22 protein-coding genes are annotated in these 23,391 nt (G+C 67.0%); 9 read left to right on the forward strand and 13 right to left on the reverse strand.

What is annotated here, in order from left to right:
* Positions 1 to 21: 21 nt before the first annotated feature.
* The 5 genes from CAL18_RS02595 to CAL18_RS02615 form a co-directional block, all read right to left on the reverse strand.
* Positions 22 to 894: a branched-chain amino acid ABC transporter permease gene (locus tag CAL18_RS02595; RefSeq protein ID WP_026640959.1), complete on the reverse strand. Its 873-nt coding sequence runs from the start codon at positions 892 to 894 to the stop codon at positions 22 to 24.
* 15 nt (positions 895 to 909) lie between these two features.
* Entirely contained in the window at positions 910 to 2,031 is a 1,122-nt protein-coding gene (locus CAL18_RS02600) for an ABC transporter substrate-binding protein (RefSeq protein ID WP_094795986.1), read from the reverse strand.
* A gap of 113 nt (positions 2,032 to 2,144) precedes the next feature.
* Positions 2,145 to 3,377, reverse strand: a complete 1,233-nt coding sequence (locus tag CAL18_RS02605; RefSeq protein ID WP_094817276.1) for a CaiB/BaiF CoA transferase family protein — start codon at positions 3,375 to 3,377, stop codon at positions 2,145 to 2,147.
* 30 nt (positions 3,378 to 3,407) lie between these two features.
* Positions 3,408 to 4,262 carry a MaoC/PaaZ C-terminal domain-containing protein gene (locus CAL18_RS02610; protein WP_094795988.1) on the reverse strand — a complete coding sequence of 285 codons (855 nt, stop codon included), beginning with the start codon at positions 4,260 to 4,262 and terminating at the stop codon, positions 3,408 to 3,410.
* Positions 4,263 to 4,273: 11 nt separating this feature from the next.
* Positions 4,274 to 5,188, reverse strand: coding sequence for an SDR family NAD(P)-dependent oxidoreductase (locus CAL18_RS02615; protein ID WP_026640955.1), 915 nt, complete (start codon positions 5,186 to 5,188; stop codon positions 4,274 to 4,276).
* 109 nt (positions 5,189 to 5,297) lie between these two features.
* Here CAL18_RS02615 and CAL18_RS02620 point away from each other — a divergent pair, with 109 nt between their 5' ends.
* Together CAL18_RS02620 and CAL18_RS02625 are read left to right on the forward strand one after the other, a co-directional pair.
* A complete protein-coding gene (locus CAL18_RS02620) occupies positions 5,298 to 6,197 on the forward strand; it encodes a LysR substrate-binding domain-containing protein (RefSeq protein WP_026640954.1) in 900 nt (299 codons plus the stop codon).
* Positions 6,198 to 6,470: 273 nt separating this feature from the next.
* Complete coding sequence (locus CAL18_RS02625; RefSeq protein ID WP_094795991.1) at positions 6,471 to 7,454, forward strand: Bug family tripartite tricarboxylate transporter substrate binding protein; 984 nt, start codon at positions 6,471 to 6,473, stop codon at positions 7,452 to 7,454.
* Between the two features lie 127 nt (positions 7,455 to 7,581).
* Here CAL18_RS02625 and CAL18_RS02630 read toward each other — a convergent pair whose 3' ends face one another.
* The 3 genes from CAL18_RS02630 to CAL18_RS02640 are packed head-to-tail and all read right to left on the reverse strand — an operon-like array spanning position 7,582 to position 11,093.
* The gene (locus CAL18_RS02630; protein ID WP_038852583.1) at positions 7,582 to 8,550 is read right to left on the reverse strand and encodes an NAD(P)H-dependent flavin oxidoreductase; all 969 of its coding nucleotides are present in this window, start codon (positions 8,548 to 8,550) and stop codon (positions 7,582 to 7,584) included.
* A 15-nt stretch (positions 8,551 to 8,565) separates the two neighbouring features.
* Positions 8,566 to 9,546: a Bug family tripartite tricarboxylate transporter substrate binding protein gene (locus CAL18_RS02635; protein ID WP_094817277.1), complete on the reverse strand. Its 981-nt coding sequence runs from the start codon at positions 9,544 to 9,546 to the stop codon at positions 8,566 to 8,568.
* Positions 9,547 to 9,590: 44 nt separating this feature from the next.
* Positions 9,591 to 11,093 carry a class I adenylate-forming enzyme family protein gene (locus tag CAL18_RS02640; RefSeq protein WP_026640950.1) on the reverse strand — a complete coding sequence of 501 codons (1,503 nt, stop codon included), beginning with the start codon at positions 11,091 to 11,093 and terminating at the stop codon, positions 9,591 to 9,593.
* 205 nt (positions 11,094 to 11,298) lie between these two features.
* On the opposite strand from CAL18_RS02640, the gene CAL18_RS02645 reads away from it, so the two are divergent.
* From CAL18_RS02645 to CAL18_RS02670, 6 genes are all read left to right on the forward strand, one after another.
* Entirely contained in the window at positions 11,299 to 12,489 is a 1,191-nt protein-coding gene (locus CAL18_RS02645) for an acyl-CoA dehydrogenase family protein (RefSeq protein WP_094795993.1), read from the forward strand.
* A 26-nt stretch (positions 12,490 to 12,515) separates the two neighbouring features.
* Entirely contained in the window at positions 12,516 to 13,634 is a 1,119-nt protein-coding gene (locus tag CAL18_RS02650; RefSeq protein ID WP_026640948.1) for an acyl-CoA dehydrogenase family protein, read from the forward strand.
* A complete protein-coding gene (locus CAL18_RS02655) occupies positions 13,631 to 14,428 on the forward strand; it encodes an enoyl-CoA hydratase (RefSeq protein WP_094817278.1) in 798 nt (265 codons plus the stop codon). The genes CAL18_RS02650 and CAL18_RS02655 overlap by 4 nt, the downstream gene beginning before the upstream one ends.
* A gap of 132 nt (positions 14,429 to 14,560) precedes the next feature.
* On the forward strand, positions 14,561 to 15,391 hold the full coding sequence (locus tag CAL18_RS02660; RefSeq protein ID WP_094817279.1) for an FAS1-like dehydratase domain-containing protein: 831 nt from the start codon (positions 14,561 to 14,563) through the stop codon (positions 15,389 to 15,391).
* Positions 15,388 to 16,584, forward strand: a complete 1,197-nt coding sequence (locus CAL18_RS02665) for a CaiB/BaiF CoA transferase family protein (RefSeq protein WP_094795996.1) — start codon at positions 15,388 to 15,390, stop codon at positions 16,582 to 16,584. The genes CAL18_RS02660 and CAL18_RS02665 overlap by 4 nt, the downstream gene beginning before the upstream one ends.
* Positions 16,584 to 17,408 carry an HpcH/HpaI aldolase/citrate lyase family protein gene (locus CAL18_RS02670; protein WP_026640944.1) on the forward strand — a complete coding sequence of 275 codons (825 nt, stop codon included), beginning with the start codon at positions 16,584 to 16,586 and terminating at the stop codon, positions 17,406 to 17,408. The genes CAL18_RS02665 and CAL18_RS02670 overlap by 1 nt, the downstream gene beginning before the upstream one ends.
* 268 nt (positions 17,409 to 17,676) lie before the next feature.
* Here CAL18_RS02670 and CAL18_RS02675 read toward each other — a convergent pair whose 3' ends face one another.
* Genes CAL18_RS02675 through hda form a run of 4 tightly spaced genes read right to left on the reverse strand, consistent with a single transcriptional unit; the run spans position 17,677 to position 20,911 of the window.
* The gene (locus CAL18_RS02675; protein ID WP_094795998.1) at positions 17,677 to 18,156 is read right to left on the reverse strand and encodes a 2-amino-4-hydroxy-6-hydroxymethyldihydropteridine diphosphokinase; all 480 of its coding nucleotides are present in this window, start codon (positions 18,154 to 18,156) and stop codon (positions 17,677 to 17,679) included.
* Positions 18,153 to 19,514 (reverse strand): polynucleotide adenylyltransferase PcnB, encoded by a 1,362-nt coding sequence (gene pcnB / locus CAL18_RS02680; protein WP_094817281.1) that lies wholly within the window; start codon positions 19,512 to 19,514, stop codon positions 18,153 to 18,155. Before pcnB ends, CAL18_RS02675 begins: the two co-directional genes overlap by 4 nt.
* Positions 19,515 to 20,213: an HAD family hydrolase gene (locus tag CAL18_RS02685; protein ID WP_026640941.1), complete on the reverse strand. Its 699-nt coding sequence runs from the start codon at positions 20,211 to 20,213 to the stop codon at positions 19,515 to 19,517.
* Positions 20,210 to 20,911 carry a DnaA regulatory inactivator Hda gene (hda, locus tag CAL18_RS02690; protein WP_026640940.1) on the reverse strand — a complete coding sequence of 234 codons (702 nt, stop codon included), beginning with the start codon at positions 20,909 to 20,911 and terminating at the stop codon, positions 20,210 to 20,212. The genes CAL18_RS02685 and hda overlap by 4 nt, the downstream gene beginning before the upstream one ends.
* Before the next feature lie 137 nt (positions 20,912 to 21,048).
* Here hda and purM point away from each other — a divergent pair, with 137 nt between their 5' ends.
* On the forward strand, positions 21,049 to 22,098 hold the full coding sequence (gene purM, locus CAL18_RS02695; RefSeq protein WP_094817282.1) for a phosphoribosylformylglycinamidine cyclo-ligase: 1,050 nt from the start codon (positions 21,049 to 21,051) through the stop codon (positions 22,096 to 22,098).
* 292 nt (positions 22,099 to 22,390) lie between these two features.
* On the opposite strand, the gene miaA is transcribed toward purM, so the two are convergent.
* Positions 22,391 to 23,359: a tRNA (adenosine(37)-N6)-dimethylallyltransferase MiaA gene (gene miaA / locus CAL18_RS02700; RefSeq protein ID WP_094817283.1), complete on the reverse strand. Its 969-nt coding sequence runs from the start codon at positions 23,357 to 23,359 to the stop codon at positions 22,391 to 22,393.
* Positions 23,360 to 23,391 lie beyond the last annotated feature (32 nt).

Here is a 23,391-nt window from a genome sequence, read left to right on the forward strand (position 1 = left end):
GGGGTTGCCTTGTTGACGTGCCTAGGACGTGATTGCGCGCCCATACACGCCACCGGGTCGGAACAGGATGAACAGGAACAGCACCACGAATGTGACTGCCTCGCTCCATTGCGGATCGATCCAGGCCAGCGACAGGTTCTCGGCCATGCCCAGCAGCAGGCCTGCGACGGCCGCGCCGCGCAGGCTGCCCACGCCGCCGACGATCGTGGCGGCGATGCTGATCAGCATGATGTGGTGTCCCATCGACGGATTCAGGCCCGAGGTCGTCGCCGTCAGGATGGCGGCAGGCACGGCCAGCAGCGAGCCGATCAGGAACACATACTGCGACAGGCTGCGCGGCGTGAGCCCGTAGACGCGCACCAGTTCGGGGTTTTCGCCCAGCGCGCGCAGCGCCAGGCCCAGGTTGGTGTGCGTCAGCAGCCAGTGCAGGGCGCCGAAGGCCAGGATGGCGCACAGCACGGCCACCGCCGCCATGGGCGCGACGTACAGGCCGGGCAGTACTTCCAGGCTCTTGCTCAGGGGCGTGGGCACGGTGACCAGCCCGCGGCCGAAGCCGATGGCAATCAGGTTCTGCACGACGATGGCAATGCCGAACGAGGCCACGAACACGGTGAAGAATGCGGCCTCGTGGCGCTGGATCACCGAATACACATAGCGGTCGACCAGCACGCCGAATGCGGCGGCCGCCAGCGCCGCGCCAGTGGCCGCCAGCGGCCAGGCCCACCCCAGCACCGTATACAGCTCATAGAACACGAAGCCGGCAAGCGTGAACGTGGCGCCGTGGGCCACGTGGAAGACCCGCGTGGTGCCGAAAATCAGCGAGAAACCGGCGGCGATCAGCGCGTACAGCGCGCCCGTCTGTATGCCGTTGATGAACAGCTGGATGAACAGCATGGCCGGGCCGGGCGCTTATTGGGCGGCGTCGGCAATGGGCTTGGCGCCGCCTTCGCCGATTTCGTTGATCTGTATGGGCGCCTGGATGGTGCCGTTATCGGCGAACGATACGGTGGCCCCCACGAAGTCGAAGGTTTTGGTGGCCTTGCGCTGCGCCAGCAGGTTTTCGCCGGTGACGGGCTTGCCGGCCTTTTCCAGCGCCGCGGCCAGCACACCGAAAGTACGTACGGCGTTGTAGTAGTTCAGCACGTACATATTGGGCTCTTTGCCATGCTGTTTCTTGTAGTCTTGCAGCATGCGCTTGGTGATGTCGTCGGCCTTTTCCCAGTCGACCTTCTGGCTGGTGAAGATCGCCCCCTTTGCTTCGGGAAGCGACAGCGTCGACGGGATGGCGAACGCCGAATAGCTGGCGATCTGCTGCGACACGCCGTTGTCGCGCAACTGCTTCACGATCTGCCCTTGCTGGCTGCCGTACGAGGCAATGTAGACGGCGTCGGGCTTGACGTCGCGCACGCGGGCCGCCACGCCTGAAAATTGCTGCGCCGTGGCGGGCACCGAGAAGCTGCCCACCAGTTCGCCTCCCACCTTGCCCAGTTCTTCCTGGAGTTCTTTCACCACCGACTGGCCCAGGGGGTCGTCCACGTATACCAGCGCGACGCGCTTGAGGCCGCGTTCCTTGACCAGGTAGGGCACGACGGCCCGCACTTCGAAGTCCACCAGCGGGATCGTGTTCCAGAAGTAATCGCCCAGCTCCGCCAGGTCGGGGCCCACGCCGCCGCCGTTGACCATCACCGTCTTCGAACGCGTGCCGATGGGCGCGATGGCTTTGGATACGCCGGTGAACGCGCTCAGCACGAACGGCACCTTGGTCACGTTGACCAGCTTGTTCATGCCGATCACGCCCTGCATGGGTAGCGCCTGGCTGTCTTCGTACACGATGGAAAGCTTGCCCGACAGCATCTTGTCGGCGTTGATGTGCTCGACGGCCAGGTTGGCCCCGGAACTGAAGATCTGCCCGTACTCGGCATTGCTGCCGCTCAGGGGGAACAGGGCGCCGATGGCAAGATCGGTTGCGTGGCCCAACGAGGACAGGGTAAGGCCTTGGCACAGAGCCAGTCCGGCGAGCAGCTTTTTCATTGATGTCTCCACACGTTGTCGTGGTTATTGTGCGCCGCAGCGGCAAGCAGGCGCCCGGCCGGCGGCTTCAAAAATGCTAGCGACACTCCATGATGCGACCTATTCGGATTTGCTTAACTGCGGGTTTTCCCTCCCGCGCCATTGGTCTGGCCTGCGGCTCTGCCCAGCACGTCGCGCAGGATCTCGGCGGTGTGTTGCCCCAGCAACGGCGGCGCGCTGCGATAGACGACGGGCGAGGCGGAAAAGCGCAGCGGGCTGGCCGTGACGCTGGCGGTGCCGCCCAGGGGGTGCGGCATTTCGCGGCGCAGCTGGCGCGCCTGGGCCTGCGGGTGGGCGAATGCCTGGGCGATGTTGTTGATCGGGCCGCATGGCACGCCGGCGGCTTCCAGCCTGGCGATCCAGTCGTCGCGCCGACCCTGCTTCATGATGCCGGCAAGCAGCGGAACAAGTTCGTCGCGGTGGGTGACGCGCAGCTTGTTGGTCGCAAAACGGGGGTCGTCGCCCAACTCGGGCGCGCCGATCGCATTGCAGTAGGCGCGGTATTGCGATTCGTTGCCGGTGGCCACGATCAGGTGCCCGTCGCTGGCCGCGAACACCTGGTAGGGCACGACGTTCTGGTGGGCGTTGCCCGCCCGGGCGGGCGCCACGCCCGACGTGAAATAGTTGGAATTCTGGTTGGCCAACATCGCCACGTGGCAGTCGAACAGGGCGATATCCAGGTGCTGGCCCAGCCCGCTGCGGTGCCGCTCTTGCAGCGCAGCAAGAATCGCCACGCTGGCATACATGCCGGTAATGATGTCCGTGACCGCCACGCCGGCTTTCTGCGGGCCGCCGCCCGGCAGGTCGTCGCGTTCGCCGGTAATGCTCATCAGCCCGCCCAGGCCTTGGATCATGAAGTCGTAGCCCGGCAGGTGCGCGCAGGGGCCGTCCTGGCCGAATCCCGTAACCGAACAATATATGAGCCGCGGGTTGATCGTGCGCAGGCTTTCGTAATCCAGCCCGTACTTGCGCAGGCCGCCCACCTTGAAGTTCTCGACCAGAATGTCGCAGTGCGCCACCAGGTCGCGTACCAGGCCGGCGCCGGCCGGCGTGGCGATGTCGGCCTCCAGCGAGCGCTTGTTGCGATTGGCGCTCAGGTAGTAGGCAGCTTCCGCCGTGTCGTGGCCTTGCGGGTCTTTCAGGTAGGGCGGGCCCCAGTGGCGCGTGTCGTCGCCTGTGCCCGGACGTTCCACTTTGATGACGTCGGCGCCCAGGTCCGCCAGGTTCTGGGTGCACCAGGGGCCGGCCAGGATGCGGCTCAGGTCGAGCACGCGGATGCCATCCAGCGGTGGGGGTCGTGTAGCCATGGGTAGCCTGCTCTTTGCGCGGCGGCGCAGTCAAGGGGTAATGGTGGCCGTGCCGTGGCTCATGACCACGACGTCTCGCGCGGCGGCCCGTACGATGAATTGCAGCCCGGCGGACTCGCCGCGCCACATGTCGACCTGCAGCGTCTCGCCGGGGTACACCGGCGCCGAAAACCGCGCATTCAGGCTGGTGAGCCGCGCGGCGTCGTAGTCGCACCAGGTTTTCACGATGGCGTGGGCAGCCATGCCGTAGGTGCACAGGCCATGCAGGATGGGCTGCGGATAACCCGCGTCGCGCGCCACGTCGGGGTCGGCATGCAGCGGATTGCGATCGGCGCTCAGGCGATACAGCAGGGCGGCGTTGGGCGCCGCGGCCAGCGTGCAGCTGCGGTCGGGCGCGCGTGTGGGCGCGGCAGGCAGGGCGGGCGGGCTCGCATCGCCGTTTCCGAAGCCGCCGTCGCCCCGGCAGAAGGTGGTTTGCTGCAGCGTGGCCAGGTGCGCGCCGGCCTCGTCGTGCAGCGTGCGTTCGGTAATGACCAGCGCGCCCTTGTCCGCCCCCTTGTCGATGACGTGTGTGACGCGGCTCTTGCCTATTACCGTGCCGCTGGCCGGCAGCGGGGCGTGCATCGTCAGGCGCTGTTCGCCGTGCACCAGCCGCACCCAGTCGATGCCCGCGCGCGGGTCGCTCATCCAGAAGCCGGGGTAGCCCAGCACCGTGGCCTGGGTGGGAAAGCACTGCAAGTCCTTCTCGTAGACGTAGCGCAGCTGCCCTGCGTCCAGCGGGTCTTGCCCCAGTCCGATGCCCAGGGCATAGAGCATGGTGTCTTTCTCGTCGTAGCGATGGCGGACATCGTCGAACCGCCAGTTCTTGATGGTGGCGTAATCCATGTGGCGCGGCCTCAGATGGGGTCCCAGTCGATGACGTCCGGCGAGCGCTCCAGTGCATAGAACTGCTTGCGCATGGCCGGAATGGCGATGTCGGCGATGAGTTCCGGCGTCCAGCCCTCGCTCTGGTGCACGCTGCGCACCGGGCGCGGCTGGCTGAAAAGCATGATTTCGTTGGCGCGCACGGCGAAGATCTGCGCCGTGACCTCGCTGGCTGCGTCGCTGGCCAGGTATACCGCCAGCGGGGCAACCTTGCCCGCCTCCATTTTCTTGAGTTTTTCGACGCGCGCTTTTTCGGCGTCGGTCTCGGCGGGGATGGAGCTGGTCATGCGGCTCCAGGCGAACGGCGCGATGCAGTTCGAGCGCACGTTGTAGCGCGCCATGTCCAGGGCGATGGACTTGGACAGTGCCACGATGCCCAGTTTTGCCGCGGCGTAGTTGGCCTGGCCGAAGTTGCCGATCAGGCCCGAGGTGGACGTCATGTGCACGAAAGCGCCCGATTCCTGCTCGCGGAAATAGGGCGCCGCCGCGCGGCTCATGAAGAAGGTGCCGTTCAGGTGCACGTCGAGCACCTGCCGCCATTCTTCTTCGCTCATCTTGTGAAACACCCGGTCGCGCAGGTTGCCGGCGTTGTTGACCACCGCGTCGATGCGGCCATAGGTGTCGACCGCCGTCTTGATGATGTTGTGCGCGCCTTCATACGAGGCGACACTGTCGGTGTTGGGGCATGCCTGGCCGCCTGCGTCCAGGATTTCCTGCGCCACCGACTGCGCGGGGCCCGCGCCCCCGCCTTCGCCCTGCAGCGATACGCCGATATCGTTGACGACCACCTTGGCGCCCGCGGCCGCCATGGCCAGCGCGATGCCGCGCCCGATGCCGCCGCCGGCGCCCGTTACGACCACTACTTTCCCTGCAACAATGCCGCTCATGGTGTCTCCTTAAGAGGGGCGTATACGCCCACGTTATGCTGCATGGTAGATTTCACGACAGGGCAGCGGAATTCAAAATTAAAGACCCCCCCCTTTTGCGTGCTGGAACATGAGACATGACCTCACCGACCTGCGTCTATTTGTAAACGTAGGCGAGACCCTTAATCTGACGCGTGCCGCCGAGCGCACGTTTCTTTCCCTGCCTGCCGCCAGCGCGCGCATCAAGAACATGGAAGAAGCCTTCAAGGCGCGCCTGCTGGTGCGCCAGGCTACCGGCGTGTCGCTCACGCCCGCCGGCGAAGTGCTGCTTCGGCACGCGCATGCGGTCTTCCGCCAGCTCGAATGCCTGAACGCCGACCTGCAGCCCTATGCCAGCGGCATCAAGGGGCGATTGCGGCTGCTGGCAAATACTACCGCCACGAACTCATTCCTGGCTGACGCCATGTCCACTTTCCTGGCCGGGAATCCCGACGTGGATATCGAGCTCGAAGAAAAGATCTCGGGCGATATCGTGCTGGCCATCCGGGCCGGCGCGGCCGACCTGGGCATTGTGGCGGGCAATATCGATGTCGAAGGCCTGGACGTGATGCCTTTGTTCCGCGATGAGCTGGCCATCGTCACATCGCTCACCCATCCGTTGGCGCAGCTCGCGTCGGTACGTTTCGTGGACGTGGTCGACGACTACCAGTTCGTGGGCATACACCCCAACAGCGCGATCCAGACTTTCCTGGAAGACATTGCATCGGGCCTGGGCAAGCGCCTTTGCCAGCGTGTGCACGTAGGCAGTTTCGAGGCGGTGTGCCGCATGGTCGAGGCGGGAGCGGGCATCGCCGTGGTGCCGCGCGCCTGCGCGGCGCGCTACAGCAGGGCCCAGGCCCTGCATGTGGTGCGTCTGCAAGACGCGTGGGCGCAGCGCGACCGCCTGCTGTGCCGCCAGCGCGGCCGCGACATGCCGCGTTTTGTCGAAGAGTTCATCACCCACGTACAGGCAGCCGCCCGCGCCTCGTGAAGGCATTTGTCAGCTGCGTTGCTTTTTTTGGGGGGGGTGTCTGACACCTTTGGTGTCAGACACCGTCAAGAGCGGAGAGACCTTTTGTCGGTTGCGTTGCTTTGGTGTCAGACACCGGCAAATGATGGCGGGCGTCTGGGGGCGTCCCTCCGGGCCGAACTGAACGGGGGGTTCGGCAAAAAAGAATCGGAATTTCGATCTTCCGCGCGAATAATATCCGGCAAGCGCGGCGCGGCAGCGACTGCGCGCACCAAGAAAATCGGAGACTCCCCTATGCAAAATGTGCAACGCCGGCGCCTGGTCACTGCATTGGGCGCCGCCTGGGCGGCCGCCTGCCTGCCGCTGCAGGCCCATGCAGCCAAATGGCCCGAGCGCCCCGTCAATTTCATCGTGCCCTTTCCGCCGGGCGGCCCGGTGGACACCACCGCGCGCCTGACGACCCAGCCCATGGCGCAGGCCTGGAACGTGGCGGCGGTGGTCGACAACAAGGCGGGGGCGGGCGGCATTGTGGGCGCGCAGGCCGCGGCCAAGACCGAGCCCGATGGTTATCACTACTTCTTTGCGTCGATCCACCACGCGGTGCTGCCCAGCCTGCGCGGCAATCTGAGCTACGACATCACGAAAGATTTCGTGCCGGTAGGCATGGCGGCGGTGTTTCCCATTGTGCTGGTGGTGCACGAGTCGCTACCGGTAAACACCGTGCAGGAACTGATCGCCTACGCCAAGCAGAACCCGGGCAAGCTGTCGTTCGGCTCGTCCGGCACGGGCGGCGGCACGCATCTGGCGGGCGAGCTGTTCAACAGCATGACGGGCACTCGGATCCAGCACGTGCCGTATCGCGGCAGCGCGCCCGCAATGCAGGACCTGCTGGGCGGCCAGGTGCAGGTGATGTTCGCAGACGGCCCCTCGGCCCGTCCGCACCTGCAGGGCGGCAAGATCCGCCCGCTGGGCGTGGGCAACCCGCAGCCCTCGGCACTGTTCCCCGGCATCCCGACCATCGCGTCATCCGGCGTGCCGGGGTACGAGGCGTATTCGTGGTCGGGCCTGCTTGCTCCGGCCGGCACGCCCGCCGATATCGTCAAGCAGGCCAATGCCGACATGGTGCGTGTGCTGCGTGATCCGGAAGCCGCCAAGAGCATGCTGGCCGCCGGCGCGGAGCCCAAGCCCGGCACGCCCGCGGAATTCGGCGCTTTCCTGCAGGCCGAAATCGATAAATGGGGCAAGGTGATCAAAGAGGCGGGAATCAAGGTGGAATAACCGGCGGGCCGGCGGCAAAGCCGGCGCGGGCGCCCATTCGCATTGCGTCGGCGCCTGGCCTCCAGCCTGGGGGCCAGGCGCCTGTCGTTTGCGGGGTGGCGACGGGCCGGCCGGGCCGGCGCATCGTTCAGGCCGGCGCCAGCGCGCCGATGGCCTGGCGGGCCTCGTTGAACTCGCCGGCCAGCTGGTCTACCAGGGCCCGAGTCGAAAGGATTTCCTGCACCGCGCCCACGCCCTGGCCGGCGCTCCATATATCTTTCCAGGCCTTGGGCCGATTGCGCTTGTCCAGGTCCACCGTGTCGTCCTGGCGTGTGCGCACATTGTCGGGGTCGAGTCCCGCGGCGGCGATGCTGGGAATCAGGTAATTGGCCGGAACCCCCGAGAAGAACGGCGTGTAGAGCACGTCGTCCACGCCGGCCTGCAGCACCATCTCACGGTACCGATCCGAGGCCAGCGATTCCTGCGTCGCAATGAAGCGCGTGCCCATATAGGCGAAGTCGCATCCCATGGCCAGCGCCGCAAGCACATCCTTGCCGTGGCTGATGCAGCCCGACAGGGCCAGCGGGCCATCGTAGAAAGAGCGGATTTCGTTCACCAGCGCCATCGGATTGAGCACGCCGGCGTGGCCGCCCGCACCGGCGGCCACCAGGATCAGCCCGTCTACGCCCGCGTCCAGCGCACGACGCGCGTGGCGTACGGTGGTGACGTCGTGGAACACCAGGCCGCCATAGGGCCGCACGGCCTGCACGACGGCATCGGGCGCGTGCAGCGATGTGACGATCAACGGCACCTTGTGGTCTACGCAGATCTGCAGGTCGCCTTGCCAGCGGGCGTTGCTGGGGTGCACGATCAAGTTGACGCCGTAGGGCGCCACCAGCGCGCCGGGATGCTCCCGGCGGTGCGCCGCCAGCCCGGCTTCGATGCGGGTCAGCCAGTCGCCCAGTGCATCCTGGGGGCGCGCATTGAGCGACGGAAACGTGCCGACGATGCCCGCGGCGCACTGTGCAATGACCAGGTCCGGCCCGGACACCAGGAACATGGGCGCGCCGATAACCGGCAGGCGGGTGCAAGATCGCAGGAATTGCAAGGCGGACATCGGCAGCAGGCGGGGTCAGTTGGTCTGGATGTTGGCCGACTTGATGACGTCGGCCCACATGGCGTATTCGCGCTCGATACGGTCTTGCACGGCCTTGCCGTCGCCGTCATTGACGGTGTAGCCGCCGTCGACCATGGCCTTGCGGAAGGCGGGATCCTGCGACACCGCCGACAAAGCCTCCGCCAACCGGTTCCTGACGTCATCGGGCAGCTTGGGCGGGGCCATCAGCGCATACCAGCCGACCACTTCGTAGTCTTTCAGGCCGGCTTCGATCATGGTGGGCACGTCGGGAAGTTCCGGGTTGCGCGTGCGCGAGGTCACCGCCAGCGCGCGCGCCTTGCCGCTCTGGATGAACGGAATGGCCGTGCTGGTGATGTCGAACATGAAGGTGATCTTGCCGCTTACCACGTCCATCATGGCTGGCGAGTTGCCGCGATAGGGCACATGCAGCATTGGCGCGTCGGCCTGCAGCTTCAGCAGTTCGGCCGACAGATGGTTCGATGCGCCCACGCCGGCCGATCCGAAGCTGACCGCTTCCGGGTTCGCCTTGGCGAACTGGATCAGTTCTTCAATCGTCCTGGCCTTGACTTGCGGGCCCACCAGCAGCACGTTCGTATAGTCGACCACCATGCCGATGGGGGTGAAATCCTTGCGGGGATCGAACAGCTTGCTGTTCTGCACCAGGGGCGAGATCGTCAGCGACGGGCTGGCGGCAAAGCTGAGCAGATAGCCGTCGGGCGAGGCCTTGGCGACGGCGTCGGACGCGATCATGCCGCTGGCGCCTGCGCGGTTTTCAACGACCACCGACTGGCCGAGCTTGTCGCCCAGGTATTTGGCGAACACGCGCGCCGTGGTGTCTACCGGCCCGCCCGGCGCGTAGCCCACCAGCAGCCTGATGGGCCGCTCGGGATACTTGCCTTGGGCCTGGGCCGCGGTGCCCATGGCGCACAGCGTCATGGTAAGCGCGGTGGCGCGCAGCAGGTTTCTGATGTTCATGATTGTCTCCTTGTTGTGCTGTTATTGCGGGGAGTGTTGCTCTGTCATCCCAGCCGTTCCCGCAGCGGCTGCTTGAGTATTTTTCCGCTTACCGTCGTAGGCATGGCTTCGATGGAAATGATGCGCGCGGGGCGCTTGTACGGCGCGAGCTGGCTGCGCAGGTGTGTCATCAGGGCGTCGGTATCCACCGGTGCGCCGGGTTGAGGTTCCACGAACGCCACCACCTCTTCGTTCTGGTCGGCTTCCAGGCGGCCCACCACCGCCGACATGCGTACGCCCGGAAAGGCGTTGATGACGGCTTCTACCTCGGCCGGATACACGTTAAAGCCCGAACGGATGATCAAGTCCTTGGACCGCCCCGCGATGAACAGCGCGCCTTCTTCGTCCACGTAGCCGATATCGCCGGTATTGAGCCAGCCGCCGGGCAGCAGCGCCTTCGCCGTCTGCTCCGGGTTGCGGTAATAGCCCAGCATCACGCCCGGCCCGCGCACCAGGATGTCGCCCTTTTCGCCTGCCTTGGGAGGGCCCGCATCGGGCGAGCCGAGCCGCAGTTCCACGCCCTCTACCGCATAGCCGGCGGTGCAGTCGTCGCGCGGTGCGTCGGCGCGGGTAATGAAGAGCGACCCCGCGTATTCGGTGATGCCATAGCCATGGTGCAGCGGCAGGCCGAAGTAATTTTCCATCTGGCGCTTGAGCGTGGGGTCCAGCGCGGCGCCGCCCGCATACAGGTAACGCAGGCGCGGGGCGGGTACGCCCTGCTCGGGCGCCACGGCAAGCAGGCGGGTGAACATCGTGGGCACGCCCTGCAGGATGCTCAGGCCGGGCGCCTGCAGCGCGCCGAGCACGTCCTGCGGGTCGTAGCGGCTGCGCAGCACCAGGCGTGCGCCGGCATGCACCGTGGCCAGCAGCACCGTGGCAATGCCGAAAATATGCGACATCGGCAGCGCTGCGTAGCTGATGTCTTCCGGCCCCAGGCGGCGCGAGGTGGCCGACACGCGCGCGAAATGCAGCAGGCCGCGATGCGGAACCATGACGCCCTTGGGCGCGCCGGTGGTGCCCGATGTGTAGATCAGGGTGGCGACCTGGCCTGCCAGGTCGCCGGTTTCGGGGGCAGGGCGCTGCGCCGGCAAGGCGTATTCGATGTCGCCGTTCCATACTTGCGCGTCGGCGGGGCGCGCCCCGGCCGCGCGCGCGTGGCTCGCAGCGGCGCTGGAGATATGGCTGGTGTACAGGGTCAATGCCGGTTCGGCATGCGTCGCGATGACATCGATCTCGCGCGGGCTCAGTCGCGCGTTCAGTCCCAGGGGCCACGCGCCCAGCAGGCTGCAGGCGAACAGCGCCTGGATCATCTGGGCGCAGTTCTCGCCCACGACGGCCACGCGGTCGCCGGGCTGCACGCCCTGGCCGGCCAGCCATTCCCGCGCCGCCTGTACGCGGGCCCACATTTCGCCATAGCGCACCGTGGCGCCGCTTTCTTCGTACAGGAAAATGGCCTGGGGCTGGCGCTCGGCCTGTTGCTGCAACAAATGATGAATACGATCGGACATCGAAAACCACAAAACCAGGGTTGAAGACAATGGCGGAAGTGTCCGGCCCGCCGGCAGGCTTGACCATTCTTCATTGCCGAAGCAGGGGTTTTGTGTGGCCATACGCTGCGGCCCCGTGCTTCATTTGCGCAAAACCCCCGGTTCCAGAGAGCCAGATTGCCGCGGCGCCTGCGTCGTGGCTAGATATGGCTTGAAGGAGACAAACATGGACCTGAGCTGGACGCCGGAAGAACGCAGCTTCCGCGAAACCGTGCGCGCGTTCGCGCAAGGAAAACTGCCGCAAGATATCCGCGACAAGGTGCTGCGCCACCAGCGCCTGGAGCGCGACGACTATGTGCGCTGGCATCGCGTGCTGGCCGACCATGGCTGGGGCGCGCCCACCTGGCCCGTAGCGTTCGGCGGCACGGGCTGGAACGCCATCCAGCGCCTGATCTTCGAGGTCGAGTGCTTCAAGGCGGGGGCGCCCCGCCTGCTGCCGTTCGGCCTGACCATGATAGGCCCGGTGCTTATGAAATTCGGCAGCGCCGAGCAACAGCGGCGCCTGCTTCCCCGCATCATCCGCGTAGACGACTGGTGGTGCCAGGGCTACTCCGAACCGGGGTCGGGGTCCGACCTTGCCTCGCTGAAAACCCGCGCCGAACTCGACGGCGACCATTACCTCGTCAATGGCCAGAAAACCTGGACTACATTGGCGCAGTATGCCGACTGGATGTTCTGCCTGGTGCGCACCGACCTGCAGGCCAAGCCGCAGCGCGGCATATCCATGCTGCTCATCGACATGCGTTCGCCGGGCGTTAGCGTCAGGCCGATACGCACGCTGGACGGCGGTCACGACGTCAACGAAGTCTGGCTCGAAAACGTGCGCGTGCCGGCGGCGAACCTGGTGGGCGAGCCCGGCCAGGGCTGGACCTACGCCAAGTACCTGCTGGGCCACGAGCGCACCGGCATCGCCGGCCTGGGGCATTGCTATCGCGAGCTCGGAATCCTGAAAGACATGGCCGCGCGCACTCAGCTGCGCGGCCGGCCCATTCTGCAGGACAGCCGCATGCGCGACCGCATCTCGCGCGTCGAGACCGACATCATGGCGCTGGAAATGCTGTTGCTGCGCGTGGCGGCGGCGCGCGGCGACACGCCGGGGCCGGAGGCCTCGGTGCTGAAAATCCGCGGATCCGAGATCCAGCAGGACCTCGCGATGCTGCAGATGGAAATCGCCGGGCCGGATGCCTGGCCCTACGATCCCGACTGGATGTTCGCCGACGCGACATTCCAGGGGCCCGGCCCCGATATGGCGGCCGCGTCGGGGGCGGGCTACGCCGACATGCGCAAGACTTCGATCTATGGCGGCACCACCGAGGTGCAGAAGGGCATCATCGCCCGCATGATGCTGGGCCTGTAAGGCCCCTATCGCAACGGGACACGACTATGGATTTCGCGTATACCGAAGAACAGCGCATGCTCGCAGACAGCCTGCGGCGGCTGATGCAGGAAGAATGGAATTTCGCGGCGCGCCGCGCCCGCGCCGCGAGCCCGGGGCTGGACATGCGCGCCTGGAACCAGCTGGCCGGGCTGGGCGTGCTGGGCCTGAACGTTGCGGCCGAGCATGGCGGCTTCGGCGAGCCGCCGGCGAGCCTGCTGCCGGTGCATCTGGAACTGGGCCGCGGCCTGGTGTCCGAACCGGTGATTCCCAGCGCCGTCATGGGGGCCAGCCTGATTGCGGCCTGCGCCGGCGCCGCCGCGCAGCGCGACTGGCTGCCGGCCGTGGCCAGCGGACAGGCCATTGTGGCGCTGGCTTACCAGGAACCCGGCCGGCGCTACGACACCGAACCCGAACTGTGCCGCGTGCAGCCGGCCGCCGACCGCATTCTGCAGCTATCCGGCGTGAAGCATCTGGTCTGGCATGGCGCGGCGGCGCACGCGTGGATCGTATCGGCCCGCGACCTCGACGACGAACCGGTGCTGTTGCGCGTGCCGGCCGACGCGCAGGGCGTCACGGTGCTGGACACGCCCACACTGGACCGCACGCGATGCGCGCGCATCGAGTTCAACGCCACGCCGCTGGATGCGGACGCGTTGCTGGCGCAGGGCCAGGCCGCGCGTGACGCGCTGGCCTGCGCGCTGGAATGGGGCACGGCGGCCCTGTGCGCGCATGCGGCCGGCGCCATGGAGCGTCTGCTCGAGATCACCATCGACTACCTGAAGACGCGCCGCCAGTTCGGCCAGCCATTGGCCGCGTTCCAGGTGTTGCAACATCGCCTGGCCGACATGCTGGTCGCCAAGGAAATGGCCCTTTCCATGGCCTATGTGGCGGCTGCCGCGCTGAGCGAACCCGATGCCCGCCAGCGCCGGCGCATGCTGGCTGCGGCCAAGCTCGAAGCTGCGCGTGCCGGGCGCTTCGTGGCGCAAAGCGCCGTGCAGCTGCATGGCGGCATGGGCATGACAGACGAGCTCGAAGTCGGCGACTACTTCAAGCGCCTGACGATGATCGACCAATTGCTTGGCGATACGGCCGAACAGTACGCGCTACTCGAGGAACTGGCATGACGCAGGCATATGAGCAGATCCGGTTTGCGCTGGAAAGCGGGGTGGGCGTCATCACCCTGAACCGCCCCGAGCGCCTGAACAGCTTTACCGCCGTCATGCACGCGGAGCTTGCGCGCGCGCTGGACGCCCTCGAGGCTTGCGCCGGGCTGCGCGGTCTGGTCATTACCGGCGCGGGGCGGGGCTTTTGCGCGGGGCAGGACCTGGGCGAACGCAAGCCCTTGCCGCAAGGGCAGCGCCGCGATCTGAGCCTGGGCCTGCGTCATCATTATCAACCCCTGATCACGCGGCTGCGCGCGCTGCCCGTGCCCGTGGTGTGCCTGGTCAATGGCGTGGCGGCCGGGGCAGGGGCCAGCCTGGTTCTGGCCTGCGATGTCGTTTATGCCGTGGAATCGGCGCGTTTTGTACAGGCCTTCAGCAAGATCGGGTTGCTGCCCGATGCCGGCGGCACCTGGTTCCTGCCTCGGCTGGTGGGTTCGGCGCGCGCGATGGGCATGGCGCTTTTCGGCGACGCGGTGTCGGCGCGCCAGGCCGAGCAATGGGGGCTGATCTGGCGCTGCATACCCGATGACGCGCTCGACGCCACGCGCGAGCAGGTGGTGGCCACGCTTGCGGGCGGGCCCACGCGGGCATACGGGGCCGCCAAGCAGGCACTGCATTCGGCCAGCGGCAATACTCTGGCGCAGCAGTTCGACCTGGAATGCGAACTGCAGAAGCAGCTGGGTTATACCGATGATTATCTCGAAGGCATGCGCGCTTTCGCCGAAAAGCGCGCGCCGCTGTTCCAGGGGCGATGAAAATGCCGGGGCCGGTCCGGGCGCCGGCGCGGATTCCGGCCTCTTGAACCCGGCCTTGTAGAAATACGAATTCACAAATGGCCTGGGGGCGGGCATCCTTGGGCCTGCAACGACATAGCCAAGGATCCCAACATGACGTCTTCCAACCCCGCGGACTGGATCGGCCGCGGCGAGTCAGTGGCCGACAATCTCGACGCCAGCCACGCAGCCCGTATCGCCGCCACGCTGGGCGGCCCGGCGCCGGCAGCCGGCGCGCCGCTGCCGCCGCTGTGGCACTGGGCCTACTTCATCAACCCGGTCGGCCTCGAAGGCGTGGGGCCGGACGGGCATCCGGCCCGTGGCGGCTTCCTGCCCCCCGCCGACGACCGCAACCGCATGTGGGCCGGCGGCCGCCTGGAATTCCATGCTCCCTTGCGCGTGGGCGTGCCGGCCGAACGCCGATCCACCGTTGCCGACGTGCGCGAAAAAACCGGCCGCACCGGCTCGCTGCTGTTCGTGACCGTGCGCCACGAATACCACCAGGAAGGCACGCTGGCCATCCACGAAGAACAAGACATCGTCTACCGGCAGCCCTCGCCGCCCCGGCTGGCGGGCACCGAAGCCCCGCCGCCGGCACAATGGAGCGAAACCATCGAACCCTCGCCGGTGCTGCTGTTCCGCTATTCGGCGGTCACGTTCAATGGCCATCGCATCCATTACGATCATCCCTACGTCGCCGGCGCCGAAGGCTATCCCGGCCTGGTGGTGCATGGCCCCATGCTGGCCACCCTGATGGTCAACGCATTTCGCCACGCGCATCCGTCTGCGACGCTGCGGCACCTGTCGTTCCGCGGGTTGCGGCCGCTTATCGCGCCCGCGCCGTTCCAGGTTGCCGGCCGTGTCGGCGAACCGGGCGTGGCCGACCTGTGGGCCGAACAAGACGGCACGCTGGCCCACCAGGCACAACTGAGGTTCTCCGCATGAGCGCCGGCATTCCCGTCCGTCCCCTCGACGGCATTACGGTCGTAAGCCTCGAGCACGCCATCGCGGCTCCCTTCTGCACGCGCCAGCTGGCCGACATGGGGGCGCGCGTCATCAAGATCGAACGCCCCGGGGCCGGCGACTTCGCCCGCGGCTACGACGAACGCGTGCGCGGCCTGTCGTCGCACTTCGTCTGGACCAACCGCTCCAAGGAAAGCCTTACGCTCGACCTCAAGCACCCCGACGCCGCCGACGTCATGCGGCGCCTGCTGGAGTCGGCCGACGTGCTGGTGCAGAACCTGGCGCCGGGCGCCGCCGAGCGCCTGGGGCTGTCGTTCGAGGCCCTGCATGTGCGCCACCCGCGCCTGATCGTCTGCGACATCTCCGGGTACGGCGAGGGCGGGCCCTACGAACGCAAGAAGGCCTACGATCTGCTCATCCAGAGCGAAAGCGGGTTTGTCTCGGTTACCGGCTCGCCCGACGATCCGGCCAAGGCGGGCTGCTCCATTTCCGACATCGCCGCCGGCATGTACGCCTACTCGGGCATCCTCAACGCGTTGCTGCTGCGCCAGCGCACCGGCGTGGGCAGCCGCCTGGACGTGTCCATGCTCGAAAGCATGGTCGAATGGATGGGCTATCCCATGTACTACGCGTTCGACGGCGCCACGCCGCCCGCGCGCGCCGGCGCGGCCCATGCCACCATCTACCCGTACGGCCCCTTCCCGGTGGGCGACGGCGCCACCATCATGCTGGGCCTGCAGAACGAGCGCGAATGGCGCGTATTCTGCGACCGCGTGCTGGGGCAGCCTGCCCTGGCCGACGACGAGCGTTTTGCGTCGAATTCCCGGCGCGCCGCGAATCGCGACGCCTTGCGCGCCCTGATCGTGCAGGCGTTCGCCAGCCTGACCATCGAGCAGGTCACCGAACGCCTCGAGGCCGCGCAGATCGCCAATGCCCGCGTCAATGAAATGAAAGACGTCTGGGCGCATCCCCAGTTGCAGGCGCGCCAGCGTTGGCGCGAAATCAACAGCCCCGCGGGCGCCCTGCCATCGCTGCTGCCGCCGGCGTCCAGCAACGCCTACACGCCGCGCATGGACCCGGTTCCCGCCGTGGGCGAACACACCGATGCGGTGCTAGCATGGCTGGGGTACGCGCCCGACGCCGTGGCGCGCCTGCGCGCCTCGGAGGTCGTGTAATGTCCAACGTAGTCCGTACTGCCCTGTTCGTGCCGGCCAGCCGTCCCGAACGCATCCCCAAGGCGCTGGCCAGCGGCGCCGATACCGTCATCGTCGACCTCGAAGACGCGGTCGAGCACCTGGCCAAGGCCAGCGCCCGCGAAGCGCTGTGCGATTTCCTGGGCACGCAGCCCGGCGTGCGCCTGTGGGTGCGCATCAACGACGCATCCACCCCCTGGCACGACGACGATCTGGCGGCCTGCCGCAACCATCCCGGTGTGACGGCCATCGTGCTGCCCAAGGCCGAAACTGCCGCACATGTGCGGCATGCCGCGCAAACGGGCATTGGCATCGTGCCCATTCTGGAAACCGCCGACGGCATCCTCAACGCCGCCGAAATCGCATGCACGCCGGGCGTGCGGCGCCTGGCCTTCGGCAGTCTCGACTACGGCCTGGACCTTGGGCTTACCCCCGATTCCGAAGGCGCCACGGTCGTGCTCGATCATGCCCGGGTGCAGGTGCTGCTGCAAAGCCGGTCCGCCGGTCTGGCTGCGCCGCTCGACGGCGTGTTTCCCGGCGTGCAGGACACCTCCGGCATGCAGGCGGCTGCCTGCCGGTCGCGCGACATGGGGTTTGGCGGCATGCTGTGCATCCATCCCACGCAGGTCGCCATCATCCACGGCGCGTTCGCCCCGCCCGCCGCCGACCTGGAATGGGCCCGCCGAGTGGTGGCCGTGCATCGCGACAGCGGAGCGGGCACTTTCATGCTCGACGGCAAAATGGTTGACGCCCCCGTCATCGCGCGCGCGCGGCAACTGCTGCAACGCGCCGGCGAACAATCGTAACGCCCGCATAGCCCGTTCGCGTTGCCGAACAGGTGCCTGGTGTCTGACACCCTACGGGAGTCAGACACCGGACGAAAGGGCGTCTGCCTTTGCGTCGAGACGAATACATGGTGTCTGGCCGCTTCGCGTCGAGACGTATACATGGTGTCTGACTCCCGAAGGGTGTCAGACACCTTCACGTCCAAACGAATACACGGTGTCTGACACCTTCAGGTCAACACACCGTTTCATGCCTCGCCCTGCCTGCCGCCCCCGCTCACGGTGGCTACTACAGGCGTTCAATCGGCTGGTCGGTCAGCGCCGCCAGCAGTGTCGGCAACGGCCCCTGCGGCAGCACCAGCGCGGGCGTCAATTCCTGCAAGGGCGCCAGCACAAAGGCGCGCTGGTGCATGCGCGGGTGGGGCAGGGTCAGGCGTTCGGACTGCATGGCGGTGTCGCCATGCATCAGCAAGTCCAGGTCCAGCGTGCGCGGCGCATTTCTGTACGGGCGCTGCCGTCCGTGACGGGCTTCCAGCGCCTGCAGCACATCCAGCAACGCCAGCGGCGCCAGCGTGGTATCCAGCGCGGCCACCGCATTGATGAAATCCGGGCCGCCGGCATCGACCGGAGCCGTGCGATAAAACCCCGACGCCTGGCATCCCTGGATGCCGGGCGTGGCGGCCAATTCGCGCAATACGGTGTGCAGCGTACCCGCGGCGTCGCCCAGGTTGGCGCCCAGGCCCACATAGGCGCGCACCGGCGCGTTCATTCGGACGGCGTGGCGTGGGCCGCCGGCGGACGGCGCGGCCGGCGGCGCCGCTTGCGTGGCGCACTGGCTTCGGCCGGGTCGCGAGGCAGACGGGCGAGCTCTTCGATCATCTCGGCGCGGCCGGCGTCGTCGGCGTTGGCCAGGTCCATCCACCACTGCGCCAGCACGCTGTCGAACTCGCCGGCGGCGGCGCGCAGTTGCAGGAAATCGCAGGCGGCGCGAAAGCGCGGTTGTTCAATCAAGCGGTAAACCGCCTTGCCCGAGCGTCGTTCGAAACGCGGCTGCATGAACCAGATTTCGCGCATGTCGGACGAGAACCGGCGCTGGATCGCCAGCTTTTCGGTCTGTTCGTCCAGCACCGAATCGGCCGCGCGCACCAGCGCGGGTATCGTGTGCTCGCCCTGGGCGCGCAATTGCTTCCACCGCGAATCGACCTGCTGCCACAGCAGCGCCGCGAACAGAAAGCTGGGGCTGATGCTCTTGCCCGCGCGCACTCGCTTGTCGGTGCGTTCCAGTGCCAGTTCGACAAAGTTCTCGCCGCCCGGCTGCTCCAGCACGACGTCCAGCAGGGGCAGCATGCCGTGGTGCAGGCCGTCGGCGCGCAACTGGCGCAGGCAGTCCATGGCGTGCCCGCAGGTCAGCAACTTGAGCATTTCGTCGAACAGGCGCGAGGCCGGCACGTTTTCGATCAGGCTTGCCATGGTGCCGATGGGTTCGCGCGTGGCCGGATCGATCGTGCCGTTGAGCTTGGCCGCGAAACGCACAGCGCGCAGCATGCGCACAGGATCTTCGCGATAGCGTTGCGCCGGGTCGCCAATAATGCGCACCTGCCGCTTTTTCAGGTCGTGCACGCCCTGGTGGAAGTCGATGACTTCTTCCGTATGGGGGTCGTAGTACAGCGCGTTCATGGTGAAGTCGCGTCGCGCGGCGTCTTCTTCGTGGCTGCCGAACACGTTGTCGCGCAGGATGCGGCCGTGCTCATCGGTTTCCTGGTCCTGGGACGCGGGCGCCCGGAAGGTGGACGTTTCGATGATTTCCGGGCCAAACACCACGTGCACCAGCTGGAAGCGCCGGCCGATGATGCGGGCGCGCCGGAACAGCGGGCGGATCTGTTCGGGCGTGGCGTCGGTGGCCACGTCGAAGTCCTTGGGCTCCAGCCCCACGATCAGGTCGCGCACCGCGCCGCCCACGATATACGCCGAATAGCCATGCTGGCGCAATACGTCGCATACCTTGATGGCATGCCGCGATACGTTGCGGCGGTCAATGCCGTGCTTGTCGCGCGGGATGCGTTGCGGCCCGCGGGCTACCGGCTTGAACAGCCGGCCGACGAATTTTTTTATGGTTTCGGTGATCATTTAGGATTTGGCATCTTCCATGTGCTCGAACAGATCGAGCACCTGCCAGCCGCGTGCCCGCGCGATTTCTCGCAACGACGGGCTGGGATTGGTGGCTACCGGCCGGGTCACGGCCTCGAGCAGCGGGACATCGTTGGTGGAATCACTATAAAAGTACGATTCGGAAAAATCGGCAAGCTTCAACCCCATGCCGGCCAGCCATTCGTTGACGCGCACGACCTTGCCATGCTGGAAACTGGGCGTGCCGTGGATGCGGCCGGTGTAGCGTCCGTTGCGGTATTCGGGCTCGGTGGCGATCAGGTGGGGCACCCCGAATGCGCGGGCAATGGGCGCGGTGACAAAGCTGTTGGTGGCCGTGACCAGTGCGCACAGGTCGCCTGCGCCCAGGTGCTGGTCGACCAGTTGCAGCGCCTGCGGCGCGATGTCGGGGCGCACGACTTCGGCCATGAATTCTTCGTGCCATGCCGCCAGGTCGAACGGCGTGTGGGCCGCCAGCAGGCCCAGCATGAATTCGGCCGCCTGATCGGCGCTGAGCTGCCCCTGGTTGTAGCGCACCATCAGGTCATCGTTGCGGCGGCGCGCTTCTTCGGGGTCGCCCGCCCGGCCGGTGCGCGCCAGGAAGTCGGCCCATTGATAGTCGCTGTCCAGCGGCAGCAGCGTATGGTCCAGGTCGAACAGCGCGAGTCTTCGGGGCGTCATGGTGTTTGTGTGTCGGGGTCTGCAAGCATGGCGCGCAGCAGCGGAATGGTAATGGCCCGGCCGGTGGCCAGGGAATAGCGGTCCAGGGCGTCGAGCAGCGCGGCAAGCTTGCGGATGTCGCGTTCGCGGTGCGTCAGCATCCACTGTATGACTTCGGGCGCAAGTTGCAGCCCGCGTTCGGCGGCCTGCGTAGCCAGTGCTGCCAGTTTGTCGGCATCGGAAAGCGGCTCGAGCCGGAAGACCAGGTCCCAGCCCAGGCGCGTGCGCAGGTCTTCGCGCAACGGCATGGACAAGGGTGCGCGATCGCCCGCAACGGCCAAGGCGAATGCGCGGCTGGTGGCCGCGCATTCGCGCCACCGATTGTACAAGGCGAACAGCGCGGCCTGTTGTGCGTCGCTCATGCGATGCACGTCGTCTACCGCGATGCGCGGCGGCATGGGGGTCGCGGAATCGGCATCGGCCAGACGGCGAAGCGCCCGGGGGTCTTGCGACGCATCGATATACACCGCGCCCGGCAAGGCGGCCAGTCCGCGCAGCAGATGGCTGCGGCCGCAGCCTGCGGCGCCCCACAAATACAGCGCGCGGCCCGGTTCCAGCCCGATGGCGGCAGCCAGGGCTTGGCTGTTGGGGCCGGCGATATAGTTCTGCAGCGTGGGGGCGGGGGCGGGCAGTACGTCGAGCAGCAGCTGGCGGGTCATGGACGAAAATAAGGACGAAGCGGGACGGTCAGGCCGTTGCCGGCCGCATCGCACGATAACAAACGCCAGGGCATCGTAAAATGCCGGCTCGGCACCCCGTAAACCCCGCAATTGTTACATACCCCACGGTTTTTCTCATGACTAATCAACCTTCCGCCCCCCTGACGTACCGCGACGCCGGCGTCGATATCGATGCGGGCGACGCCCTGGTCGACCGCATCAAGCCCCTGGCTGCGCGCACCATGCGTCCCGGCGTGCTGGCCGGCATAGGCGGATTCGGCGCCTTGTTCCAGGTGCCCGGGAAGTACCGCGAGCCGGTGCTGGTGTCGGGCACCGACGGAGTCGGCACCAAGCTGCGGCTGGCCTTTGAATGGAACCGCCACGACACCGTGGGCATCGACCTAGTCGCCATGAGCGTCAACGATATCCTGGTGCAGGGTGCCGAGCCGCTGTTCTTCCTGGACTACTTCGCCTGCGGAAAGCTGGCGGTGGACACCGCGGCTGCCGTGGTCGGCGGTATCGCGCGGGGCTGCGAACTCGCCGGTTGCGCCCTGATCGGCGGCGAAACCGCCGAAATGCCGGGCATGTATCCCGATGGCGAATACGACCTGGCCGGCTTTGCAGTAGGGGCGGTGGAAAAGTCCGAAATTCTCGACGGCAAGTCGATCCAGCCGGGCGACGTGGTGCTGGGCCTGGCGTCCAGCGGTGCGCATTCGAACGGCTATTCGCTGGTGCGCAAGATCATCGAGCGGGCCGGCGCACGTGCCGACCAGGATTTCCACGGCCAGCCGCTGGCCGACGTGGTCATGGCGCCCACGCGCATCTACGTCAAGCAGGTGTTGGCAGCCATGGCGGCGCATCGCGGCGGCATCAAGGGGCTGGCGCACATCACCGGCGGCGGCCTGCTCGAGAACGTGCCGCGCATTCTGCGCGCCGGCCTCTCGGCCCGGCTGCATCGCGATGCGTGGCAAATGCCGCAGCTGTTCCAGTGGCTGCAGCAGCAGGGCAACGTGGCCGATACCGAAATGCACCGCGTCTTCAACTGCGGCATCGGCATGGTGATCGTGGTCGCCGCCGACCAGGCCGACGCAATTGCCGCCACCTTGACGGCGCAAGGCGAAACAGTCAGCCGCCTTGGCGAGATCGTCGACCAGCAGCCCGGCATGGCCCAGACCGTGGTGGTCTGACGGGCATAAATGGCGTGCGCGGTGCCCGCAGGCGCTTGGGCCGCGCGGTACACACAGCAGGCGGTGTCTGACACCTTCGGAGTCAGACACCTGGTTGAGAGGCTCGGTGTCCGACTCCGAAGTGAACCGACCCCACAAAGTTGTTCCGGTGTCTGACTCCGAAGTGCACTGACCTCACATAGTTTCGGTGTCTGACTCCGAAGGTGTCAGACACCCTCCGGCAAGCGTCAGACGCCGATACACGCCACGCGCTCTCTCGGCAAGCATCAGGCGCCGAAGCGCGCCACGCGGTTCAGGCGCGGTCGGGCTCCGCGCCGATGTTCAGGGCTGCTGCCACGGCATCGACTGCGCGGGCCGTCGCGTCGGCCGCCAGGCAATCCACGATGGTTCGTTGGGGTTGGGCGCGCAGCCAGGTCAGCTGGCGTTTGGCCAGTTGCCTGGTGGCGGCGATGGCCTGCTCTCGGGCCGCGGCCAGATCTGTCGCGCCGTCCAGATGCTCCCACATTTGCCGGTAGCCCACGCAGCGTATCGATGGCAGCCCGGGATGCAGGTCGCCCCGCGCATGCAGGGTGCGCACCTCGTCCAGCAGGCCGCGCGCCAGCATGGCGTCGAACCGTTGCGCAATGCGCGCATGCAGCGCGGCTCGGTCAGACGGCTCCATGCTGACGGTGACGTACCGGTACTCTGACGAAGGGTCCGTCCGGCCTGGCCGGCCGGTCAACAGCGCCGACATGGGTTGGCCGCTCAGTATGCAGATTTCCAGTGCGCGCTGGATGCGTTGGCTGTCGTTGGGCGCCAGGCGCGCCGCCGTCGGCGGATCGAGCGCGGCGAGCTCGGCATGCAGCGCCGGCCACCCCAGCCGACCCGCCCTGTCTTCGAGTTCGGCACGCAGCGTCGGGTCCGCCTGCGGCAGGTCGTCCAGGCCGTCGCGCAACGCCTTGTAGTAGAGCATGGTGCCGCCGGCCAGCAGCGGCATGCGGCCGCGCGCGCGGATATCGGCGATCAGTCGCAGCGCATCGGCGCGGAACTCCGCCGCCGAATACGATTGCGCGGGGTCGCGGATGTCGAGCAAATGTTGCGGCACCCGGGACTGTTCGGCGGGCGTAGGCTTGGCCGTGCCGATATCCATGCCGCGGTAGATGGTGGCCGAATCGACGTTGATGATTTCTATCGGCCAGCGTTGCGCAAGCGCCAGTGTCGCCGCGCTCTTGCCGGCCGCGGTGGGTCCGGCCAGGCAGATGATGGGCGCGCCGGCGTTCATGAGGGCATGGCCGCTGCGAGCGGGCAAGTCAG

The sequence above is a fragment of the Bordetella genomosp. 7 genome (assembly GCF_002261415.1).
Taxonomy (GTDB): Bacteria; Pseudomonadota; Gammaproteobacteria; order Burkholderiales; family Burkholderiaceae_B; genus Bordetella_A.

Bases quoted from the DNA above. Each gene is read 5' to 3' on its own strand.
- CAL18_RS02655 (WP_094817278.1), top strand. From the start codon at position 13,631: ATGACGCAGGCATATGAGCAGATCCGGTTTGCGCTGGAAAGCGGGGTG.
- CAL18_RS02650 (WP_026640948.1), top strand. From the start codon at position 12,516: ATGGATTTCGCGTATACCGAAGAACAGCGCATGCTCGCAGACAGCCTG.
- CAL18_RS02625 (WP_094795991.1), top strand. From the start codon at position 6,471: ATGCAAAATGTGCAACGCCGGCGCCTGGTCACTGCATTGGGCGCCGCC.
- CAL18_RS02620 (WP_026640954.1), top strand. From the start codon at position 5,298: ATGAGACATGACCTCACCGACCTGCGTCTATTTGTAAACGTAGGCGAG.
- CAL18_RS02645 (WP_094795993.1), top strand. From the start codon at position 11,299: ATGGACCTGAGCTGGACGCCGGAAGAACGCAGCTTCCGCGAAACCGTG.
- CAL18_RS02660 (WP_094817279.1), top strand. From the start codon at position 14,561: ATGACGTCTTCCAACCCCGCGGACTGGATCGGCCGCGGCGAGTCAGTG.
- CAL18_RS02605 (WP_094817276.1), bottom strand. From the start codon at position 3,377: ATGGCTACACGACCCCCACCGCTGGATGGCATCCGCGTGCTCGACCTG.
- CAL18_RS02600 (WP_094795986.1), bottom strand. From the start codon at position 2,031: ATGAAAAAGCTGCTCGCCGGACTGGCTCTGTGCCAAGGCCTTACCCTG.
- hda (WP_026640940.1), bottom strand. From the start codon at position 20,911: ATGACCCGCCAGCTGCTGCTCGACGTACTGCCCGCCCCCGCCCCCACG.
- CAL18_RS02610 (WP_094795988.1), bottom strand. From the start codon at position 4,262: ATGGATTACGCCACCATCAAGAACTGGCGGTTCGACGATGTCCGCCAT.
- CAL18_RS02675 (WP_094795998.1), bottom strand. From the start codon at position 18,156: ATGAACGCGCCGGTGCGCGCCTATGTGGGCCTGGGCGCCAACCTGGGC.
- CAL18_RS02635 (WP_094817277.1), bottom strand. From the start codon at position 9,546: ATGAACATCAGAAACCTGCTGCGCGCCACCGCGCTTACCATGACGCTG.
- CAL18_RS02630 (WP_038852583.1), bottom strand. From the start codon at position 8,550: ATGTCCGCCTTGCAATTCCTGCGATCTTGCACCCGCCTGCCGGTTATC.
- CAL18_RS02665 (WP_094795996.1), top strand. From the start codon at position 15,388: ATGAGCGCCGGCATTCCCGTCCGTCCCCTCGACGGCATTACGGTCGTA.
- CAL18_RS02640 (WP_026640950.1), bottom strand. From the start codon at position 11,093: ATGTCCGATCGTATTCATCATTTGTTGCAGCAACAGGCCGAGCGCCAG.
- CAL18_RS02670 (WP_026640944.1), top strand. From the start codon at position 16,584: ATGTCCAACGTAGTCCGTACTGCCCTGTTCGTGCCGGCCAGCCGTCCC.
- purM (WP_094817282.1), top strand. From the start codon at position 21,049: ATGACTAATCAACCTTCCGCCCCCCTGACGTACCGCGACGCCGGCGTC.
- pcnB (WP_094817281.1), bottom strand. From the start codon at position 19,514: ATGATCACCGAAACCATAAAAAAATTCGTCGGCCGGCTGTTCAAGCCG.
- CAL18_RS02595 (WP_026640959.1), bottom strand. From the start codon at position 894: ATGCTGTTCATCCAGCTGTTCATCAACGGCATACAGACGGGCGCGCTG.
- CAL18_RS02615 (WP_026640955.1), bottom strand. From the start codon at position 5,188: ATGAGCGGCATTGTTGCAGGGAAAGTAGTGGTCGTAACGGGCGCCGGC.
- miaA (WP_094817283.1), bottom strand. From the start codon at position 23,359: ATGAACGCCGGCGCGCCCATCATCTGCCTGGCCGGACCCACCGCGGCC.
- CAL18_RS02685 (WP_026640941.1), bottom strand. From the start codon at position 20,213: ATGACGCCCCGAAGACTCGCGCTGTTCGACCTGGACCATACGCTGCTG.